General features: G+C 74.4%; 22 protein-coding genes. 12 read left to right on the top strand and 10 right to left on the bottom strand.

Going from position 1 to position 18,824, the window contains the following annotated elements:
* Window positions 1–29: 29 nt before the first annotated feature.
* Entirely contained in the window at window positions 30–845 is an 816-nt protein-coding gene (locus tag KVF89_RS21165; protein ID WP_257428391.1) for an alpha/beta fold hydrolase, read from the top strand.
* Between the two features lie 29 nt (window positions 846–874).
* Window positions 875–2,005 (top strand): ABC transporter ATP-binding protein, encoded by a 1,131-nt coding sequence (locus KVF89_RS21160; RefSeq protein ID WP_257428389.1) that lies wholly within the window; start codon window positions 875–877, stop codon window positions 2,003–2,005.
* A gap of 85 nt (window positions 2,006–2,090) precedes the next feature.
* On the opposite strand, the gene KVF89_RS21155 is transcribed toward KVF89_RS21160, so the two are convergent.
* The 4 genes from KVF89_RS21155 to KVF89_RS21140 form a co-directional block, all read right to left on the bottom strand.
* On the bottom strand, window positions 2,091–2,516 hold the full coding sequence (locus KVF89_RS21155) for a MaoC/PaaZ C-terminal domain-containing protein (RefSeq protein ID WP_257428388.1): 426 nt from the start codon (window positions 2,514–2,516) through the stop codon (window positions 2,091–2,093).
* 12 nt (window positions 2,517–2,528) lie between these two features.
* Window positions 2,529–3,026, bottom strand: a complete 498-nt coding sequence (locus KVF89_RS21150) for an FAS1-like dehydratase domain-containing protein (RefSeq protein ID WP_257428384.1) — start codon at window positions 3,024–3,026, stop codon at window positions 2,529–2,531.
* Entirely contained in the window at window positions 3,023–4,093 is a 1,071-nt protein-coding gene (locus tag KVF89_RS21145; RefSeq protein ID WP_257428383.1) for an ABC transporter substrate-binding protein, read from the bottom strand. Before KVF89_RS21145 ends, KVF89_RS21150 begins: the two co-directional genes overlap by 4 nt.
* Before the next feature lie 111 nt (window positions 4,094–4,204).
* Window positions 4,205–5,026: an enoyl-CoA hydratase/isomerase family protein gene (locus tag KVF89_RS21140; RefSeq protein WP_257428381.1), complete on the bottom strand. Its 822-nt coding sequence runs from the start codon at window positions 5,024–5,026 to the stop codon at window positions 4,205–4,207.
* A gap of 69 nt (window positions 5,027–5,095) precedes the next feature.
* On the opposite strand from KVF89_RS21140, the gene KVF89_RS21135 reads away from it, so the two are divergent.
* Together KVF89_RS21135 and KVF89_RS21130 are read left to right on the top strand one after the other, a co-directional pair.
* Window positions 5,096–6,094, top strand: a complete 999-nt coding sequence (locus KVF89_RS21135; RefSeq protein ID WP_257428379.1) for an NAD(P)H-dependent flavin oxidoreductase — start codon at window positions 5,096–5,098, stop codon at window positions 6,092–6,094.
* Window positions 6,091–6,882, top strand: coding sequence for an enoyl-CoA hydratase/isomerase family protein (locus tag KVF89_RS21130; RefSeq protein ID WP_257428377.1), 792 nt, complete (start codon window positions 6,091–6,093; stop codon window positions 6,880–6,882). Before KVF89_RS21135 ends, KVF89_RS21130 begins: the two co-directional genes overlap by 4 nt.
* On the opposite strand, the gene KVF89_RS21125 is transcribed toward KVF89_RS21130, so the two are convergent.
* The 5 genes from KVF89_RS21125 to KVF89_RS21105 all read right to left on the bottom strand — a co-directional run bounded on the left by KVF89_RS21125 (window position 6,785) and on the right by KVF89_RS21105 (window position 11,583).
* On the bottom strand, window positions 6,785–8,287 hold the full coding sequence (locus tag KVF89_RS21125; RefSeq protein WP_257428376.1) for a sodium/solute symporter: 1,503 nt from the start codon (window positions 8,285–8,287) through the stop codon (window positions 6,785–6,787). The genes KVF89_RS21130 and KVF89_RS21125 overlap by 98 nt on opposite strands.
* The gene (locus tag KVF89_RS21120) at window positions 8,284–8,673 is read right to left on the bottom strand and encodes a hypothetical protein (RefSeq protein WP_257428375.1); all 390 of its coding nucleotides are present in this window, start codon (window positions 8,671–8,673) and stop codon (window positions 8,284–8,286) included. Before KVF89_RS21120 ends, KVF89_RS21125 begins: the two co-directional genes overlap by 4 nt.
* 10 nt (window positions 8,674–8,683) lie before the next feature.
* Window positions 8,684–9,412, bottom strand: coding sequence for a LytR/AlgR family response regulator transcription factor (locus KVF89_RS21115; RefSeq protein WP_257428374.1), 729 nt, complete (start codon window positions 9,410–9,412; stop codon window positions 8,684–8,686).
* The gene (locus KVF89_RS21110) at window positions 9,409–10,530 is read right to left on the bottom strand and encodes a sensor histidine kinase (protein ID WP_257428373.1); all 1,122 of its coding nucleotides are present in this window, start codon (window positions 10,528–10,530) and stop codon (window positions 9,409–9,411) included. The genes KVF89_RS21115 and KVF89_RS21110 overlap by 4 nt, the downstream gene beginning before the upstream one ends.
* Window positions 10,531–10,668: 138 nt before the next feature.
* The gene (locus KVF89_RS21105; RefSeq protein WP_257428371.1) at window positions 10,669–11,583 is read right to left on the bottom strand and encodes a class I SAM-dependent methyltransferase; all 915 of its coding nucleotides are present in this window, start codon (window positions 11,581–11,583) and stop codon (window positions 10,669–10,671) included.
* Window positions 11,584–11,749: 166 nt separating this feature from the next.
* Here KVF89_RS21105 and KVF89_RS21100 point away from each other — a divergent pair, with 166 nt between their 5' ends.
* Window positions 11,750–12,478 (top strand): oxidoreductase, encoded by a 729-nt coding sequence (locus KVF89_RS21100; RefSeq protein WP_257428370.1) that lies wholly within the window; start codon window positions 11,750–11,752, stop codon window positions 12,476–12,478.
* 383 nt (window positions 12,479–12,861) lie between these two features.
* Here the strand turns inward: KVF89_RS21100 and KVF89_RS21095 are convergent, their stop codons facing one another.
* Window positions 12,862–13,680 carry an HAD family hydrolase gene (locus KVF89_RS21095; protein ID WP_372497951.1) on the bottom strand — a complete coding sequence of 273 codons (819 nt, stop codon included), beginning with the start codon at window positions 13,678–13,680 and terminating at the stop codon, window positions 12,862–12,864.
* Between the two features lie 68 nt (window positions 13,681–13,748).
* Here KVF89_RS21095 and ssd point away from each other — a divergent pair, with 68 nt between their 5' ends.
* The 7 genes from ssd to KVF89_RS21060 all read left to right on the top strand — a co-directional run bounded on the left by ssd (window position 13,749) and on the right by KVF89_RS21060 (window position 18,821).
* Complete coding sequence (gene ssd, locus KVF89_RS21090) at window positions 13,749–14,906, top strand: septum site-determining protein Ssd (RefSeq protein WP_257428367.1); 1,158 nt, start codon at window positions 13,749–13,751, stop codon at window positions 14,904–14,906.
* Window positions 14,903–16,081, top strand: coding sequence for a TadA family conjugal transfer-associated ATPase (locus KVF89_RS21085; protein ID WP_257428366.1), 1,179 nt, complete (start codon window positions 14,903–14,905; stop codon window positions 16,079–16,081). The genes ssd and KVF89_RS21085 overlap by 4 nt, the downstream gene beginning before the upstream one ends.
* A complete protein-coding gene (locus KVF89_RS21080) occupies window positions 16,081–16,881 on the top strand; it encodes a type II secretion system F family protein (protein ID WP_257428365.1) in 801 nt (266 codons plus the stop codon). The genes KVF89_RS21085 and KVF89_RS21080 overlap by 1 nt, the downstream gene beginning before the upstream one ends.
* On the top strand, window positions 16,874–17,620 hold the full coding sequence (locus KVF89_RS21075; RefSeq protein ID WP_257428363.1) for a type II secretion system F family protein: 747 nt from the start codon (window positions 16,874–16,876) through the stop codon (window positions 17,618–17,620). Before KVF89_RS21080 ends, KVF89_RS21075 begins: the two co-directional genes overlap by 8 nt.
* A gap of 196 nt (window positions 17,621–17,816) precedes the next feature.
* Entirely contained in the window at window positions 17,817–18,020 is a 204-nt protein-coding gene (locus tag KVF89_RS21070) for a DUF4244 domain-containing protein (RefSeq protein ID WP_257428360.1), read from the top strand.
* A gap of 61 nt (window positions 18,021–18,081) precedes the next feature.
* Entirely contained in the window at window positions 18,082–18,423 is a 342-nt protein-coding gene (locus tag KVF89_RS21065; RefSeq protein WP_257428359.1) for a TadE family type IV pilus minor pilin, read from the top strand.
* Entirely contained in the window at window positions 18,420–18,821 is a 402-nt protein-coding gene (locus KVF89_RS21060; protein WP_257428357.1) for an Rv3654c family TadE-like protein, read from the top strand. The genes KVF89_RS21065 and KVF89_RS21060 overlap by 4 nt, the downstream gene beginning before the upstream one ends.
* Window positions 18,822–18,824 lie beyond the last annotated feature (3 nt).

Below are 18,824 nucleotides of genomic sequence, written 5' to 3'. Positions count from 1 at the left end.
CCTGTCGACCGCCGTCCCCGGAGGTACCTGTGCACGAGCAGAGCCAGCGTTTCGACCTGACCCACACCAGCACCGAGGTGCGGGCGCGCGGCGAGGGCCCGACCGTCCTGATGATTCAGGGGCTCGGCACCGACCAGCGGGCGTGGGAGCCGGTCACCGCTGTGATGGCGGGCTCGGTGCGCTGCCTCACCTTCGACAACCGCGGGGTCGGGACGGCCGGCACCGCCCACCACGACCTGACCTTCGACGCCCTCGCCGAGGACGTGGCCGAGCTGATCGAGGCGATCGGCGAGGGCCCGCTGCACATCGCCGGCGTCTCGATGGGCGGTGGCATCGCGATGCGCGTCGCCGCGCGCCACCCCGACCTCGTGCGGACCGTCTCCCTGCATTCGACCACCGCGCGCCCCGACGCCCGGCTGCTCAGCGTGCTCGACTTCCGGGAGGCCGTCGTCGCGTCGGGCCAGGCCGCCACTCTGCTGCGCCCGCTGGTCGGCCTGTTCGCCTGGGGCCCCGCCCACCAGGACGTCGGCATGCCCACCGGCGTCACCGAGGTCGGCTCGATCGACATCGAGCAGTACCGCGCCCACCTCAACGCCGCCCGCACCCAGTGGATGACCGACGAGGAGCTCGCGACGATCACCGCGCCCACGCTGATCACCGTCGGCGACGAGGACATCCTCACCACGCCCGGCATGTCCCGCGAGCTCGCGAAGGCCATCCCCGGCAGCAAGCTGGTGATCGTGGGCGGTGGAGGCCACGGCTACTACCTCGAGGAGTCCGCGCTCCTCGGTGCCCTCCAGATGGGCTGGATCCTCCAGCACGAGCACGCGGCCCTCGTGCACTGACGACTGTGGAGACGATTGTGAAGACGACTGTGAAGACGACTGTGGACGGCGATTTCGAGATCACCGGACTGGTGAAGAAGTACGGATCGAACCTCGTGGTGGACGGCCTCGACATCACCATCAGGCGCGGGGAGATCCTCGTCCTGCTGGGGTCCAGTGGCTGCGGCAAGACCACGACGCTGCGCTGCCTGGCGGGCCTGGAGACTCCGGACGGCGGCGTGATCGCGGCGCCCGACCGGCCGCTGTTCGACAAGGCGGGCGGGGTCGACGTACCGACCCACAAGCGGAATATCGGCATGGTCTTCCAGTCCTATGCCCTGTGGCCGCACATGACGGTGCGCAAGAACATCGAGTACCCGCTCCGGGTCCGCCGCAACAAGGCCGGGCTGGCCGAGGACTGGGCGCTGCGGGCCGCCGAGATGGTGAGCTGCGAGGGCCTGCTCGACCGCTATCCGGCCCAGCTCAGCGGCGGTCAGCAGCAGCGCGTCGCCCTGGCCCGCGGCCTGGTCTCCCGGCCGGACCTGGTGCTCTTCGACGAGCCGCTGAGCAACCTCGACGCCAAGCTCCGTGCCGATGTGCGCAGCCAGATCCGCGAGCTCCACCAGGACCTCGGGTTCACCGGCGTCCTGGTCACCCATGACCAGGAGGAGGCCTTCGCTCTCGCCGATCGGGTGGCGGTGATGCGCAACGGCCGGATCGAGCAGTGCGCCGCGCCGGCCGAGATCTTCCGCGCCCCGGCGAGCGAGTACGTCGCCGCGTTCATCGGCATGGCGAACCGGCTCCGGTTCGTCCCCGCCGGCGGCGCCTGGACCAGCCCCGAGGCCCAGCTCTCGGTGCCGACGCTGCCGGCCACCGTGGGGGAGGTGCCCACCGCGCTGCTCTTCGGCCCGGGCGACGTCCGGCTCTTCGCCGGCGACCCCGGCGCGCTGCCCGGGACGCTGGCGTTCCCGGTGGCCGTGAGCACCGTCGAGTTCGGCGGCAAGACGCTCAGCGTCGGCCTCCGGACGGGCGAGGTGCGCCTGCATGCGCGGGTCGAGCTGAGCCCGGAGACCACCTGGATGCTCGACCTGCAGCCGGGTAAGCAGGTCTGGGCCGGGGTCCCGCACCACGCCGTGCACGCCTTCGCCGCCGAGGAGGGCGCGGTCGGCGAGGCCGCCTGAGACAGCCTGAATCCGCGGCACGCAAAGGGGCCACCGGAGACCATGAGGTCGCCGGTGGCCCCCTTTCGTCGTCGGGGAGGCGCGGTCAGCCGTCGAGGCGGATCACCGCCGTCCCCGTGCACAGCTCGGTGCCCGCGCCGTCGACGCTGCGCAGGTCCAGGCGCACCGTCGTGGCCGGCCCGTCGTCGGACACCTCGGTGACCGACGCGGTCGCCACGACGCTGCCGGGCAGGCTGGGGCTGCGGAAGCCGACCGAGAGTCGCTCCACGCGGCCGGTCCGTCGTCCGTCGGTGCTCTCCCGGATCCAGTCGTCCAGGAGGGCGTTGAAGTAGGCGACCTGGAGGTTGCCCATGCCGAAGGCGGCCGGCATGCCGGCCGCACGGGCCGCCTCGTGGTCCATGTGGACGGGGTAGAACTCGTCGTTGACCGCGGCGTAGCGGTTCCAGGTGCCGAGCTCGGCCGGCCAGGTGCGGGTGAGGGTGGCCCCCGGGGCCGGGGTGGAGGTCGTCATGCGGGTCCTTTGCTAGTGGCGGATCAGGGTCATCGACGCGCGCTTCACGACCGCGCCGGCCTGGTTGGTCCAGGTGTCGGCCAGGGTCGTGATCAGCATCGGTCCGAGCCGGCCGGTGCGCTCCTTGTAGCCGGCCAACGTGGTCCGGCTGGTGATGACGTCGCCGGGGCGGACCGGGGCGAGGTACTCGTCCTCGACGGCACCGTTGAGCTGGTGGCTGACCGCGGGCGGCTCGACGTCGAGCACCTTCTCGATCCAGCCCGGGTCGCCGATGTTGAGGCCGCGGGCGGCCAGGGTGTCCTCGGGCGCGGCCCAGGCGAAGGGGTTGAAGTCGCCGGGCGCGACCAGGGCGGCCGGATCGGCGTCGAGGTAGTACGCCGGTGGCGCAGCGGGCCAGGACACGGCGACCGCCCAGCGCCGGATCTCGGTCGCGCCGACGGGATAGCTCGTGCGCCGGCGCACCTCGCCGCCCACGACCGCCTCGAGCGCCGGGGTCAGCAGGGCGCTCACTCGCCGAACGCCTTCTTCCAGGCCGGCAGCCACCCCGGGTACCACCCGGGGTCGCGCATCCGCTCGACATCGGTCAGCACGATCTCCGAGGAGCCGCCGCGGGTCTGCGCGGTGACCTCGGGGACCGGGCTGTAGCCGTTGCGGGCCGCGGCGAGCTGGCCGGTGGGGGAGGCGAAGAAGTCCACGAAGACCTGGGCCGCGTTGCTGTGCTCGGCCGACTCCGGGATGAAGAACAGGTTCTGGGCCGTCCACGCCGCGTCCGGGACCCAGTAGTCGACCGGCGCGCCCTGCTCCTTGAGGGTCTCCATGTCGGTCGCGGTGGTGAAGGTGCCGATCGCGATCTCGCCGGCGACCAGCGCCTCCTGGGTGGTGACCGCGTTGGGGAACAGGGCCGGGTCCTGGGCCGCGATCTCGGTGACGAAGTCGGGGTCGTGGTGCTCCTCGACGAAGGACCACCAGTCCGCGAAGACGGGGAAGTCCGGGCGGACGACCCCGATCGCGCCGTCGCCGAGATCCGGGTTGTAGAGGTCCTCGTAGGAGTCGATGCCCTCCGGGAACAGCTGGGTGTTCCAGCCGACGACCACCAGGCCCAGCGGTGCCGAGAGGATCTGGCCGTCGCTGATGTACTCCGTGCCGGACCAGCCGCTCTCGACGGACGGTCCCTCCAGGTCGACGTACCAGCCGTCGGCCTGCCGGTCGTAGGCGGTGGCGTAGCTGACCGAGGTGACCACGTCGGCGCCGGCGGTCTGGCTGGTGCGCTCGGCCTCGAGGGCGGCATCCATCTCGGCCGGGCCCATCTTGCGCGCCTCGACCTCGATGTCGGGGAACTCCTTCTCGAAGGCGGCGAGCAGCCCGTCGATCGAGGCCTGGGGGGCGACGGTGTACCAGACGACCTTGCCCTCCTCCTCGGCGGCCGCGACCGTCTCCTTCCACGCGGCGGACTGCTCCGGCGCGTAGGCGGGGCCGGAGTCCGGCCCGTCCTCGGCGTCCTCGCCGCCGCAGGCGGTCAGTGTGGCGGTGAGCGCGAGTGCCGCCGCCACCAGGCCGGGCAGGGTGCGTGTCCTCATCGAGAGTCCTCTCGTCGGCCACGGCGCGGGTGTGCGCATGGCAGGTTCCCTCGCAAGTTACATTCAGTTATCAATCTATGACAAGTATGTACAAATAACCTTTGCCGTACGTCAGTCGGTCGCCCAGTGGGGGCTGCGGCGCTCCAGGAAGGCTCGCGGGCCCTCGGTCGCGTCGGGGTGGGCGCGGTGGCGCCGGATCAGCTCCCAGCCCAGGTCGAGGTGGGTCTCGAGCAGGCGGTCCTCGAAGGTGCGCAGCGCGCGACGGGTGAGCCGCACCGCCTCGGGCGAGGCCTGGCTGATCGCCGTGGCGAGCTCGAGGCCGCGGGCGAGGAGGTCGGCGGGCGCGACGACCTCGGAGACCAGGCCGACCTGCTCGGCGCGCTCGGCGTCGAGGCGCTCGGCCCGGCCGAGCAGCGCCAGTCGGGTGAGCGCGTCCGAGCGCATCCGCAGCCGGAGCAGCAGCGGCTCGAGAGCGGAGACCTGGCCGACGCTGACGTGCGGGTCGGTGAACCAGGCGGCTGTCGACGCGATGCAGATGTCGGCGTCGGCGACGAAGTGCAGGCCGCCGCCGGCGCAGGCGCCGTTGACGAGCGTGATCACCGGTACGCCGACCCGGGTGCCCGCGACGAACCTCATCTCGGCCGCCGCGGTGTCGCCGAGCACGGTGCGCTCGGCGGACAGCATGCTGGCGTCGGCCCCCGAGCAGAAGGCCTTGCCGGCGCCGGTGATCACGATGCAGCGCAGCTCTCGGCACGCGGCCGCCCGGGTCCACAGGTCCGCGAGCACCGCCATCGTCTCGTCGTCGAGCGCGTTGGCGACCTCGGGTCGGTGCAGGGTGACCAGCGCGATGGCGTCGTCCGGTCCGTGCAGCTCGACCCGGACGGGCCCGTGGTCGTGGCGGAGGTCGTCGAGGGCGATGCCGGGAGTGGTCACGCGGGCTCCTTGGGTGGGTGGCCGCCGGGCGGCCGTGACATATTGACAATCATTATACAGTTGGATGTCATGAGCGACGAACCCCGTCTTCTCGCCGGCGGCTCGCTGCGCGACCGGCTCCGTGCCCAGGTGCTGGTGCCGGTCGTGGCAGCCCCCATGTTCCTGTGCACCGGCCCCGACCTCGCGGTCGCGGCCTGCGCCGGAGGGGTCGTCGGGACCCTGACCCTGAACCATTGTCGCGATGTCGCCGAGCTCGACGGCCAGCTGCGAAGGGTCCGCACCGCACTCGACCGGGTCCGCGAGGCGGAGCCCGACCGCGTCATCGGCCCGCTCGCGGTCAACACCTCGCTCGGCCTGGACCGCGTTGCTGTCCGCGCGCTGCTCGACGCCTGCCGGCGCCGCGGTGTCGAGGTGGTGATCACCGCCAACGGCGACCCGGCCGAGTTCGTCCCGGCGGCGCACGACGCCGGGGTGGCCGTGCTCCACGACGTGACCTCGATGAGGTTCGCGACGAAGGCGATGGCGGCCGGTGTCGACGGCCTGGTCGCCATCGGTGCGGGCGGCGGCGGGCACTCGGGCCCGCTGAGCCCGCTCACCTTCGTGCCGATGCTGCGGGCGGCGTACGACGGCCTGATCGTGCTCGCCGGCACGGTCACCACCGGCGCCATGGTGCGGGCCGCGGAGGTCCTCGGCGCGGATCTGGCCTATGTCGGCACGCGGTTCATCGCCACCCACGAGTCGCTCGCGCCTGCGGCCTACAAGGAGATGCTCGTCGCCTCGCGCGCCGAGGACCTGCGCTACACGTCGGCGGTCAACGGCGTCGCGGCGAACTGGCTGGAGCCGGCCCTGCGGCGGGTCGGCGTCGACGTCGACGCACTGCCCGCGACGCCCGCCCGCGGCCACGCCCACCTGCCCGAGGGGGTCCGGCCGTGGCGCGACGTCTGGAGCGCCGGTCAGGGTGTCTCCCTCATCGACGAGGTGCTGCCCGCCGCGGAGGTGGTGGCCCGGCTGCGCCGGGAGTACGTCGCGGCGTGCGCCACCCCGGACCTCGCCGGGCCGGCGGCGTGAGCGGCCCGCGGGTCCGGCGCGACGAGGCCGGTGGGGTGGTCACCCTCACCCTCGACCGCCCCGACAAGCTCAACGCTCTCGACGCGGCGGCCTTCGCCGAGCTGGACGCCCGGGTGGCCGAGCTCGAGGCTGCCCCACCCGGCGCGGTGCGATGTGTCCTGCTCCGCGGGGCCGGCCGGTCGTTCTGCGCGGGCGCGGACCTGGGCTCGCTCGAGGTCGCCACCCCGGAGACGGCTCTGGCCAAGTCCAGGGTGCTGCGCCGCTTCGAGCTGCTGCCGATGCCGACCGTCGCGGTCGTCCAGGGGCACTGCATCGCCGGCGGCATCGAGCTGATGCTGTGCGCGGACCTCGTGGTCGCCGCGGAGGACGCCGTCCTCGCCGATGCCCACGGGCGCCACGGCCTGGTCCCCGCCTGGGGCCTCACCGCCCGCCTGCCCCGGCGGATCGGATACGCCGGCGCCCGGCTGCTCATGTTCACCGGCCGCGCCGTCAGTGGGACCGAGGCGCATGCGCTCGGACTGGTCGACCTGGTGGCGCCACCCGGCGACCTGGACGCCGTCTCCGGTGCCCTCGCGGCCGACATCGCGGCGGGCTCCTGGGTCACCGCCACCGAGGTCAAGCGGCTGCTGCGGGAGGGCGAGGCCCTCGACCGACCGGGTGCGCTGGCCGCCGAGCACGCCCGGCAGGAACTCAGCGGCTCATCGACTCCGGCGTGTGCAGCTGGACCAGGAACCGGCGGGCATGCGCCGGCTCCCGGTCCGCCGTCGCGAGCGAGACCAGGACCATGACCGCGGCCGCGAGCGGCACGGTCCAGGCGGCGGGCTGGCCGAGCAGGGCGCCGGCCCAGCCGCCGGGGGCGTAGCCGGCGAGGGTGGCGATCGCGGCGCCGCCCGCACCCAGCCCGCCGGCCGCGAGACCGGCGAGCGCGCCGACGGCGGTGAGCCGGCGCCACCAGATGCCGAGCACGAGCAGCGGGCAGAACGTCGACGCGGCCACGGCGAACGCCAGCCCGACCGACTGCGCGACCCCGACATCGCGCACCAGGAGGGCCGCCGCGACGGGGATCACGACGGCGACGACCGCCGCGAGCCGGAAGGCGGCGACCCCGCCGCGCTGCTCGCCGACCAGCCGCGTGGTCACGTCCTGGGTGAGCACGCCGGAGACGGCGATCGCGAGTCCCGACGACGTGGACAGGAACGCGGCGAACGCGCCGGCGGTGACCAGCCCGGTGAGGAGGTCGCCGCCGAGCCCGTCGAGCATCAGCCGCGGCAGCTCCAGCACGAGGACGTCGGAGCGGTCCTCGGCGACCAGCCGCCCGGCGTACACGCGACCGAGGGCGGCGTACACCGGCGGCCAGAGGTAGAAGAGTCCCAGCAGCGCGAGCACCACGACCGTGGTCCGGCGGGCCGCGCGACCGTCGGGGTTGGTGTAGAAGCGGACCACGACGTGCGGCAGTCCCATCGTGCCGAGGAAGAGGCCCCCGATGAGGGAGTACGTCGTGTAGAGGCCGATGCCCCCGTCGCCCGCGACGGGGAACGACCACCCGTCGGCGCCGGCTGTGCCGTGCGGCCGGCCGTCGCCCCACCACACCACCAGCAGCACCGCGACCGGGACGAGGATCGCGGTCAGCTTGAGCCAGTACTGGAACGCCTGGACGAAGGTCACCGACCGCATCCCGCCCGACGTCACGTTGGCCAGCACGACGCCGCCGACCACGACCGGACCGGCCCACTCGGGCGCGCCGATCGCGGTCCGCAGGGTCAGACCGGCGCCCTCGAACTGGGGGATCAGGTAGAGCCACCCGATGCCGACCACGAGCAGCGAGCAGGCCGCCCGGACCGCGCGCGAGCCGAGCCGGGCCTCGGCGAAGTCCGGGAGCGTGTAGGCGCCCGAGCGCCGCAGCGGTGCCGCGACCAGGACGAGCAGCACGAGGTAGCCGGCGGTCCACCCGACCGGGTACCAGAGCATGTCCGCGCCGCCGACGAGCAGCAGGCCCGCGATGCCGAGGAAGGACGCCGCGGAGAGGTACTCGCCGCCGATCGCCGACGCGTTGAGTCCGGGCCGCACCGTGCGCGAGGCGACGAAGAAGTCGCTCGTCGTGCGCGAGAACCGCAGTCCCCACGTGCCGATCGCCAGGGTCACCAGGGTGACCAGCACCACCGCGACCAGGCCGGGTACGGCGGCCGCGCTCACGGCGCCTCGCTCCCGGGGCCGGGGCGATCGTTGCCCACGAGGTCGGCGAAGGCGCGCTCGATGCGCTCGGCCCGGCGGACGTACCGCCAGGCGAGCAGCAGCAGGAGCGGGTGTGCCAGCACGCCGAGCAGCAGCCACGGCAGCGGGATCCCGAGCGGGTCCGCGTCCGCCAGTCCCGGCGCGAGATGGAAGACGAGGGGCAGCGTGCCGAGCGTCACCGCGAGCGCGCCCAGCACCCGGACGGCGAGGCCGAGCTGCTCGCGCAGCAGCGAACGGAGGTAGACGTCGCCCAGCGCGGTCTGCTCGTGGACGTCGCCGAGCCGGCTCGCCGGACGGCCCGCGGCGGTGTGCCGCGGTGGCCCGGTGACCCGTACCCGTTCGGTCATCTGTGTCTCTCTATCGGCCGGCGCGCGCCCGCCGCACCAGGACGTCGCGGAGCCCGCGGGTGTGCCGCCGGCTCACCGGCAGCTCCGTCGCGCCGATCCGCACCGACGTGCGCCCGGCCTCGGTGCGGACCTCGGTGACGTGGGCGAGCGCGACCAGCAACGAGCGGTGGATCCGGTGGAAGCCGGCCTCCGCCCACTCCTCCTCCAGCGTCGTCAGGGGGACCCGCACCAGGTACGCCTCGCCGCCCGCCGTGTGCAGCCGTGCGTAGTCGCCCTGTGCCTCGACGTGCGTGATGTCGCCGCGGTCGACGAACCGGGTCACGCCGCCGCGCTCCACCGCGACCTGGGTGTCGGTCGCGACCTGCGGTGGCGAGGCGTCGCCGAGCACACGTCGTACGGCCTCGGCGAGGCGCTCGGGACGGACCGGCTTGAGGACGTAGTCGACGGCTCGCAGGTCGAAGGCGTCCACCGCGTGCTGCTCGTGCGCGGTCACGAACACCACCGGCGGCGGCTGCTTGAACCGGCCGAGCACCTCGGCCAGCTCCAGGCCGCTCAGGCCCGGCATCTGGACGTCGAGGAAGACGCAGTCGACCTCGCGCTCGCGCAGGATCCGCAGCCCGTCGGTCGCCGACTGGCAGGCGACCACCTCGGCGACCCTGTCGTCGGCCTGCAGGAGGTAGGCCAGCTCGTCGAGCGCCGGCCGCTCGTCGTCGATGGCCAGCACGCGCAGGCCGCTCACACGGTCACCCCCGGCGCGAACTTCGGGACGCGCACGATCACCTTGGTCCCGGCGCCCGGTGCGGTCTCCACGACGAGACCGTAGTCGTCGCCGAAGGTCGCGCGCAGCCGGGCGTCCACGTTGCCCAGGCCGACCGAGTCGAGCGCGACGTCGCCGGCGAGCGCACGTCGTACCTTCTCGGGGTCCTCGCCGACGCCGTTGTCCTCCACCTCCAAGACGGCCTCGTGACCGCGGTCGTGGGCGACGATCGTCAGCTGGCCGGTGTGCTCCACGCTCTCCAGGCCGTGCCGGACGGCGTTCTCCACGAGCGGCTGGATGCACAGGAAGGGGACGACGACCGGCAACACCTCCGGCGCGATGTTGAGCGTCACCTGGAGCCGGTCGCCGAACCGGGCCTGCTCCAGCAGGAGGTAGCGCTCGATCGAGCGCAGCTCCTCCGCGAGCGTGGTGAACTCGCCGTGCCGGCGGAAGGAGTACCGCGTGAAGTCCGCGAACTCCAGCAGCAGCTCGCGGGCCCGATCGGGGTCGGTCCGGACGAAGCTGGCGATCGCGTTGAGCGAGTTGTAGACGAAGTGGGGGCTGATCTGCGCCCGCAGCGCCCGGACCTCGGCCTCGATCATCCGGTTGCGGTGGGCGTCGAGCTCGGCGAGCTCGAGCTGCCCCGACACCCACGCGGCGACCTCCTCCGTCGCCCGGACCAGCCCGGCCGTCGGGGACGGGGCGAACGCCTGGACCGTCCCCAGCACCCGGCCGTCCACGACCAGCGGGCTCACCACGCCGGTCCGGATGGGACAGCCGTTGGTCGTGCACCCGAGCTGGCCGCGGTCGACCGTGCGCGTCGTCCCCTTCTCGATCGCGAGCAGCCCCACCACCGCCGCCTGGTCGAGATGGTGGCTGCCCGATCCGTCCCACGCGAGCACCGCCTCGGTGTCGGTGATCGCCACCGCGGGCGTGCCGAGCAGGTTCCGCAGGTGCCGGACCGCGCGCTCCGCGCTCTCCGTCGTCAGCCCCTCGCGCAGCGGCGGTGCGGCGAGGGAGGCCTGGTGCAGCGCCCGGAACGCCGCCCGGTCCGCCTCACTCCCCAGCCGTCCTCGGCGCCACAGCCGGTCCGTCCGCATGGGCTCATCATGCCCGCACGGACGGGGAATCGCGGCGACCGTCGCCTCCGCGTCCGCTGCCGCCAGACCGCCCGCTCGGCGATCGGCCGGTACCCGCCGCGGATCAGGTCGCCGGTCCGCTTCCTCGCCGGGCCGCGGTCAGCGGAAGTCGATGAGCAGCATGCCGGAGTCGTCGTCGGCCGGCGGCTCGACGGCGGGCGCGAGCGCGACCGGGACGGTGTCCTCACCGACGAGACGCGGGTCCGGGTCGCCGGCGGCGGACTCGGTGCTCGGCGTACCCGTGGTGACCGGCTCCTGACGGATCGTCTTCGGTTGGATGCCCACGACCGCACGGAAGCACTCGGCCACCCAGGGCAGCTGCATGCCGTCCATGCCACGACCGAAGTCGTCGTAGAACGCCAGCACCTCGCGGACCTTCGACTCCTGACCGGTGCGGTCCAGGCCGGCGACGTCGGGCAGCGAGCGCGCGAGGTCCTGCACCGACGCGCGGTCGATGACCTGCCACTGCTTGAAGGTGGCCTCGTCGGCCGGGCCGAAGTAGGGCGAGGAGTCGATCGCGTCGCCGATGCCCTGGCCGATGGCATGGTGGCCGATCAGGTTGCCGAGCCGCCTGACCCACGGGATCCGCTCGTCGCGGACGTTGCGCACGACCGCGAAGGTGCCGCCGCGCTTGAGGACGCGCGCGATCTCCGACAGCGCCTTGTCGGCGTCGAACCACATGTCGGCGTCGGCCACGACCACGAGGTCGTACGTCGCGTCGGCGGCAGGGATCTCCTCGGCCGCGGTCTGCGAGACCCGTAGCTCCGGCAGCCGGGTGCCGAGCCGGTCGAGCATCCGCGGGTCCGGGTCGGTGGCGTGCACGTCGTGGCCGAGCGCGACGAGGTGCTCGGTGAGCTTGCCGGTGCCGGCCCCCAGCTCCAGCACGGCCAGCGGCTCCGCGCCGGTCAGCCACGCCACGGCCTCGCGCGGGTAGCCGGGGCGGCCGCGGTCGTAGGCCTCGGCCACACTGCCGAAGCAGAGGCCCGGTGCGTCGGGGGTGGAGTCGGTAGCCATCGGAGCCGAGCGTACGACCGTTGCGGCCCGTGGTGGCGGAGGCACGCTGCGGCCGGCTCGGGTCAGCGGGCGTGGGCCTCGGTGACGGGCTCGATGGTGATGCCGAGGTCCCGCACCAGGTCGGCCTCGCAGCGGATCCGGTCGTCGCCGGTTCTACGCTTCCTCTGTGACCACCGACCCGCACGCCTGGCTGATCGACCTCGAGGGCGTCCCGTCCGGCTTCGCGGGGGCCCGTGACGGCATCGACGTGGTGCTGCGCGACCGCGGTCTGCGCCGGACCAGTCCCGAGCTGACCGCCGAGTCGCTGCTGCGCGGCGCGCATGCCAGTGCGGTGCTCGAGGGATCCGGGTCGACGCTTCCCGAGGTGCGGACCGGTGCGGGCGACGAGATCGCCGCGGACGCCGTCCGCCTCGCCACCGAGCTGCTCGGGCTCGTCCCCGTCCTGCGCCGCCAGCCGCTCCAGGCCTTCGCCCGGATGCACACGCTCGCCGCCCGCGGGACCCTGCCCGACGAGCTGCTCGGCCGGCCGCGCGACGGCGAGTCCGCCTCCCGGCTGCGCGGGATCGCCGAGCTGGTCACGGCGCCGACCGAGGCACCCGCCCTCGCCGTCGCCGCGGTCGTCCACGCCGAGCTCGTCACAGCCGCCCCGTTCGGCTCCCACAACGGGATCGTGGCCCGCGCGGCCGAGCGGCTCGTCGCCGCAGCCCGTGGCGTCGACGAGAAGTCGCTCGTCGTACCCGAGGCGGCGCACCTCGCGCTGCGTCCGCAGTACGAGTCCAACCTGCGGGGCTGGGCGAGCGGCAGCCCGGCGGGCATGCACTCCTGGCTGTTGTACGCCGTCGAGGCGTGGTCGGCCGCCGCCGAGGCGAGTCCGCTGGTCCGCGAGGCTGACTAGAGCTGTAACTACCTGTCGTTGCCACTACCTGACCCGTAGACCGGTGCGCCAGCGACATGAACAGGTAGTTACAGCAGCCCGAGTAGCTACCCACCCTCGGCCCCACATGCAGGTGGCACCCGAGCCGTAGTCGTCTCGGGTGCCACCGCTGACACGTGAACCTTGGCTACCAGGCGTGCACCATCAACAACTGCTCCGGAAGTGTTCCGGATGCAAGCGCCCAATTCAGAAGGGTAGATCGCCGCGTGGGTACCGGGATCACGTGTTGCTCTTGAGTTCTGTGTCCTTTGTACGCCCCCTGGGGGCCACCTTCAAGGGTTGTCTTTTCCGTGGTGGCGGGGAACGCTGGCCGGTTGGGGGCGGACTTCTCCCACCGGGACCGGTCAGGCGCTGATCGAGCGGCGCCGGGTGCCGATCCACACCGCCGCTCCGACGGCGACGACCCCGCCGACGGCGAGCGCCGCCAGGGTCGGCTTCGGCGGCGGCAGGTGCAGTCGCGACTGCAGTGCGACCGGCCGGGTGAACACCAGGACCGGCCAGCCGTTGCTCGCCGCGACCTTGCGCAGCTCCTTGTCCGGGTTGACGGCATGCGGGTGGCCGACCGCCTCGAGCATCGGGACGTCGGTCACGGAGTCGGAGTAGCCGTAGGACCCCGCGAGGTCGTAGCCCTCCGTCTCGGCCAGCGCCCGGATCGCGTTCGCCTTCTCCTCGGCGTAGGCGTAGTACTCGATCTCCCCGGTGTAGCGCCCGTCCTCCACCTTGAGCCGCGTCGCGATCACCCGGTCGGCGCCGAGGAGCGCGCCGATCGGCTCGACCACCTCGCTGCCGGACGTGGAGACGATGACCACGTCCCGGCCGGCGGCATGGTGCTCGTCGATGAGCCGGACGGCCTCGTCGTAGACGAGGGGGTCGACGATGTTGTGCAGGGTGTCGGCGACGATCTCGCGGACCGTCGCGACGTCCCAACCGGCGGTCAGCTGCGACATGAACTGCCGCATCTTCTCGACCTGGTCATGGTCGGCGCCGCCGACCATGAAGACGAACTGGGCGTACGCCGAGCGCAGCACCGCCCGCCGCGAGATCAGGCCGCCTGCCTGGAAGGGCTTGCTGAAGGCCAGCACGCTCGACTTGGCGATGATCGTCTTGTCGAGGTCGAAGAACGCGGCAGTGGGCGGCGTACCCGCGGGGGCCATGCCGTCCATCGTAGGTGACCTCGCCCGCCCCATCCGTCCCGCCCGGCGCCGGGCGTTCCCCACAGCCGGGCGTTCCGGTGGTCGTATCCACAGGCCGCGCCCGGCGCGGCATGACGACGTCGGCCGGTGGCGACAACCTCGTCATGAACCGCAACCGACCTTCCCGTTCCCCGCACGCCCGGTCCACGGACGTGCCTCCCCTGGTGGTGACCGCCGATGACGACCTGCTGGCCGAGCTGTTGCCGCTCGCCGCCGCGGCCGACGTGGCCCCGACGATCGCGCGTGACCCGCGGACCGCCCTGGTCACGTGGACCCGCGCCCCGGTCGTCCTCGTCGGCGCCGACCTCGCCGCCGTGATGGCGCGGGTGTCGCCCGAGCCCCGACCTCGCAGCTATGTCGTCGGCGGACCGCGCCCGCCCGACGAGCTGTTCCGCACGGCCCTCGACCTCGGTGCCGAGAACGTCATCGAGGTGCCCGGCTCGGCCGACTGGCTGGTCGAGCTGCTCGCCGACCTCACCGAGCACCGTCCCGACCGCGCCCGGGTGATCGGGGTGATCGGTGGGACCGGAGGGGCCGGCGCGACCACCGTGGCCTGCGCCCTCGGTCAGTGGGCGGCCCGGTCCGGCGACGCCGTCGTCGTCGACTGCGACCCGCAGGGCCCCGGTCTGGACCGGATGCTCGGGCTCGAGCGCTGCGAAGGCTTCCGCTGGGACGCGCTGTGCCAGACCACCGGCCGGCTCTCGGCCCGTTCGCTGCGCGAGGCACTGCCGCGGCGGGGGCGCCTGGGCGTGCTGTCCTGGTACGTCGACGGGCGCACCCAGAGCCTGCAGGCGTTCGCGGTGCGCGAGGCCTTGTCCGCGGCCCGTCGTGGTCATCGGGTGGTGGTCGTCGACCTGCCGCGCTCGCCGGACCCGTTGGTCGACGAGGTCGCCGCGCGCTGCGACCAGCTGTTGGTGGTGACCGTCGGCAGCGTCGTCGGCGTCGCGGGTGCGGCCCGGATGCGCGCCCGGTTCGCCGACCACGCCGATCCCGGCGTCGTCCTGCGTGGCGAGTCCTTCGCCGCCGCGGAGGTGGCGCGGGCGGTCGGGCTTCCGGTCCGGGCGCAGATGCGCGACCAGCGTGGGTTGGCGGAGGCCGTCGACCTCGGATTCGGGCCGTTGCGCTCGCTGCGCGGTCCGCTCGCCCGGGCCGTGGCCCGCGTGCTCGACGACCCGGCCGCGGAGGCGGCGGCATGACGCCCGACGACCTGACCGACAACGTCCCCGGCCTGGTGGAGGAGGTCCGGGCCCGGCTGGCCCGGGAGCCCGGCGACCTCAGCCCGCACCGGGTGGCCCAGGCGCTGCGGGCGACGGGCAGGCCGGTGGGCGACGCGACCGTGCTCGCCGTCTACGAGGCGCTGCGGCGCGACGTGATCGGCGCAGGCCCCCTGGAGCCGCTGCTCGGCCTGCCCGGCGTGACCGATGTCCTCGTCAACGGCCCGGGCCCGGTCCGGATCGACCGTGGCGACGGCGTGGAGACGACGGAGGTCGTGCTGCCCTCGGAGGAGTCCTGTCGTCGCCTCGCGCAGCGACTGGTGGCGAGCGGGGGCCGCCGGCTCGACGACGCCGCGCCGTGGGCCGACGTGCGGCTGCCCGACGGCACCCGCTGCCATGCGCTGCTCGCCCCGCTCGCCCAGCCCGGGACCGCGATCTCGCTGCGGATCCCGCGCCGCGGTGGGTTCAGCCTCGCCGAGCTGCACGCTGCCGGTGCGCTCACCGACCCCGGCCTCGAGGTGGTGCGGCGCGTGGTCGCCGCGCGCCTCGCGTTCCTCGTCACGGGCGGCACCGGCGGCGGCAAGACGACGCTGCTCTCCGCGCTCCTGGGCGCCGTCGACCCCCGCGAGCGGATCGTCGTCGTCGAGGACGCCGCCGAGCTCCGGCCCGACCACCCGCAGGTCGTCGCGCTCGAGGCCAGGCCGGCAAACCTGGAGGGGGCGGGCGCGGTCGTCCTGCGCGACCTCGTGCGCCAGGCCCTGCGGATGCGTCCCGACCGGCTGGTGGTCGGCGAGGTCCGCGATGCCGCGGTCGTCGACCTCCTCGCCGCGATGAACACCGGTCACGAGGGCGGCTGCGGGACCCTGCACGCCAACTCGGCGGCCGACGTACCCGCCCGCGTCGAGGCGCTCGCTCTCGGCGCGGGCCTTCCTCGCGAGGCCGCCCACAGTCAGCTCGTGGCCGGTCTCGACGCGGTCCTCCACGTCCGGCGCGACCGGGGCTCCGGCCGACGACGTCTGGGCGAGGTGGCCGTGGTGGTCCGCGGACCCGACGGACTCGCCCGGACCGAGGTCGCCGTCTCCTTCGACGCCGCGGGCGCGTCGACGGGCGGGCCGGGCTCGCGGCGGCTGCTGGACCTGCTGGACGGGAGGAGGTGATGGCGCCGCTCGTCATGGCGCTCGTCGCCGCCGGCGTCGTACTGCTCCTGCCCATCCCGGCACAGCTCGCCGCCTCCGCCACCTCCACGCCCATGGACGGCGGCGACCGAGGTCGTCGCCGCCTCCTTGTGGCCGTCGTGGTGGCTGCCGCCGGCGCCGCGATCCTGCTCGCGGGCTCGCCGCAGAGCCTGCTGCTCCCGCTCCTCGCGCTTGCCGCGGGGTCCGCGGTCGTGCGTGCGCTCGCCGCGCGTCGCCGCGACCGCGCCGCCACCGAGGTGCGCCGTCGGGTGGTCGATCTCTGCGATGCGCTGCGTGCCGAGCTCGCGGCCGGACAGACGGCCGCCGGCGCCCTCGACCGGGCTGCGACCGAATGGCCGCTGGTCGCGCCCGCGGCCCGGGCCGCGCTCACCGGTGGCGACGTGGTGACCGCGCTGCGCTCGCTGGCCGCGACGCCGGGCGGCGACTCCCTGCGCGTGGTCGCCGCGGCCTGGCAGATCGCCCACCGCACCGGACACGGCCTGGCGGACACCCTCGGCCGGGTCGCCGCGGACCTCCGGGCCGGCGAGCGGACCCGCCGGGTCGTCGGCGGCGAGCTCGCCTCGGCGCGCGCGACCGCCCGGCTGCTGGCGGCGCTGCCCGTCCTCGCGCTCGTCATGGGCTCCGGGGCCGGTGGCGACCCGCTTCGGTTCCTGTTCGGCCACCCGGTCGGGCTGGCCTGCCTCGCCGGCGGGCTGGCGTCCGGGTACGCCGGGCTCGCCTGGATCGAGGCGCTCGCCCGAGACGTCGACCGCCATGGCTGAGGCGCCTCTCGTCGCCCTCCTGGTGACCGCGGCCGTGCTGCTCGGCCCGGCGCCGTGCGGCCGGCGTGGACCCGCCCGGGCCGGATCCGGCCGAGGTGGCGGTCCGCGGGGGCCCGCGCCCGGGGAGAGCGACGGGCTGCTGCGTCGCGGCCGTCTCCTGTGGGCGCTGCTCGCCGGCACCGGATCCGCCGCGCTGGTCGGTGGCCCCCTGGCCGTACCTGCCGGCGTCGCGGTCGCGGTCGTCGTCGGTACGACGGCCGGACGCCTGGAGCCGCGTGCGGTCCGGCAGCGGCGCGAGGAGGTCCGCCGAGACCTGCCGCACGTCGTCACCCTCCTCGCCGCGGCCCTGCGGGCCGGTCAGGCGCCACCCGAGGCCGTCGAGCTGGTCTGTCGGGCGCTGCCCGGTGCGGCGTCCGCGCGGTTGTCCGGTGCTGCCGCTCGGCTCCGGCTCGGTGGCGACGCGGTCGCGACCTGGGCGCGGCTGGCGGACGACCCGGAGCTCGGCCCGCTCGGCCGGGCACTGGCCCGAGCCCACCGCACCGGGGCGCCGGTCGTGGCCGCCGTTGAGAGGCTCGCCGACGAGCTGGGGTCCCGCGCTCGGGCGGAGGTGGAGGACCGGGCCCGCGCGGTGGGGGTCCGCGCCGCCGTACCCCTGGGCGTGTGCCTGCTGCCGTCGTTCCTGCTGCTGGGGATCGTCCCGCTGGCGGTCTCGCTCGCGGGCAGCATCGTGGGTGGCTGACCGGCCAGCAGTTGCCGGTCCTCCTGCCGATCAGCAGCCCCTCGCGTCACGGGCGGAGCCGCCGATCGTCCCCAGGCCGCAGCGAGGCCGGGCACCGTCCACAGGCTCGGCGGCGTCGGGCCCCCGGGATCGGCCGCGCCGCGCACGATCGGGACCGACAGCCGCATCGGGCGGCTGCAGACGAACGGAGAGAACCTTGGCACCGTCCACCTTCGGCCCCGCCGCCTCTCGTCCCCGCGCGGACGACCAGCGGGGCGTCACGACCGCGGAGTACGCCGTCGCGACCGCCGCCGGCGCCGGCTTCGCGGGCCTGCTCTACAAGCTGCTCAGCGGGGGTTTCGGCGACAAGCTGATCAAGACGCTGTTCGACCATGTCCTGGGCCTGCTCGGGCTGGGGTGATCGCCCGCCCCGCCCTCGGCGGCGCCCCGAGCCCGAGCAGGGCACTGGTGAGCGGGGTGCGGTGACGGCCGAGCTGGCGCTCGCGCTGCCGATCCTTCTCGCCCTGACGGCCGGCCTGGTGTGGCTGCTCGCGGTCGCGGTCGCGCAGGTCCGCACCGTCGACGCGGCCCGCGAGGCCGCCCGTGCGATGGCCCGCGGCGACGACGCGGGAGCGGCGCTGGCGCTCGGCGAGCGGGTCGCGCCCGACGGCGTCCGGCTGTCCGTGCGGCATGTGGGGGACCGGGTCGTCGTCCGGGCGCGCGGCCGGTTCAGTGGTCCCGGCGGGCTGTTCGGCGCGATCCCCGGCGCGACCCTGGAGGCCGAGGCCGTCGCGCTCGCCGAGGAGGAAGGAGGAGGCTCGTGACCGCACGTGACGAGCGCGGCGCGGCGACCGTCCTCACCCTCGCGATGGCGGGCGTGCTGCTGCTCGTGGGCGCGGCGTCAGGGGTGGTCGGAGCGATCGTGGTGGCGCATCGCCGCGCGCAGGCGGCGGCCGACCTGGCCGCGCTCGCAGCCGCGACCTCACTGGCCGGGCAGGCGGGCCAGGCGGGACAGGCGGGACAGGTCGGTGGCCGGGCACGCGACCCGTGCTCGACCGCCGCGAAGGTCGCCGGCGACAACGGCGCCGAGCTGGACGCGTGCCGGGTGGAGGGCCGCGACGTGGTCGTGGAGGTCCGGGTCGACGGTCCGCGCTGGCTCGGTCAGGACCAGGACCTGGTCGCGGCCGCACGAGCAGGACCGGCGACGGCTCCGGTGCCGTGACCG

Source organism: Nocardioides carbamazepini, from assembly GCF_024614185.1.
Lineage (GTDB): Bacteria > Actinomycetota > Actinomycetes > Propionibacteriales > Nocardioidaceae > Nocardioides > Nocardioides carbamazepini.
This window is presented reverse-complemented; position numbering and strand designations above follow the sequence as displayed.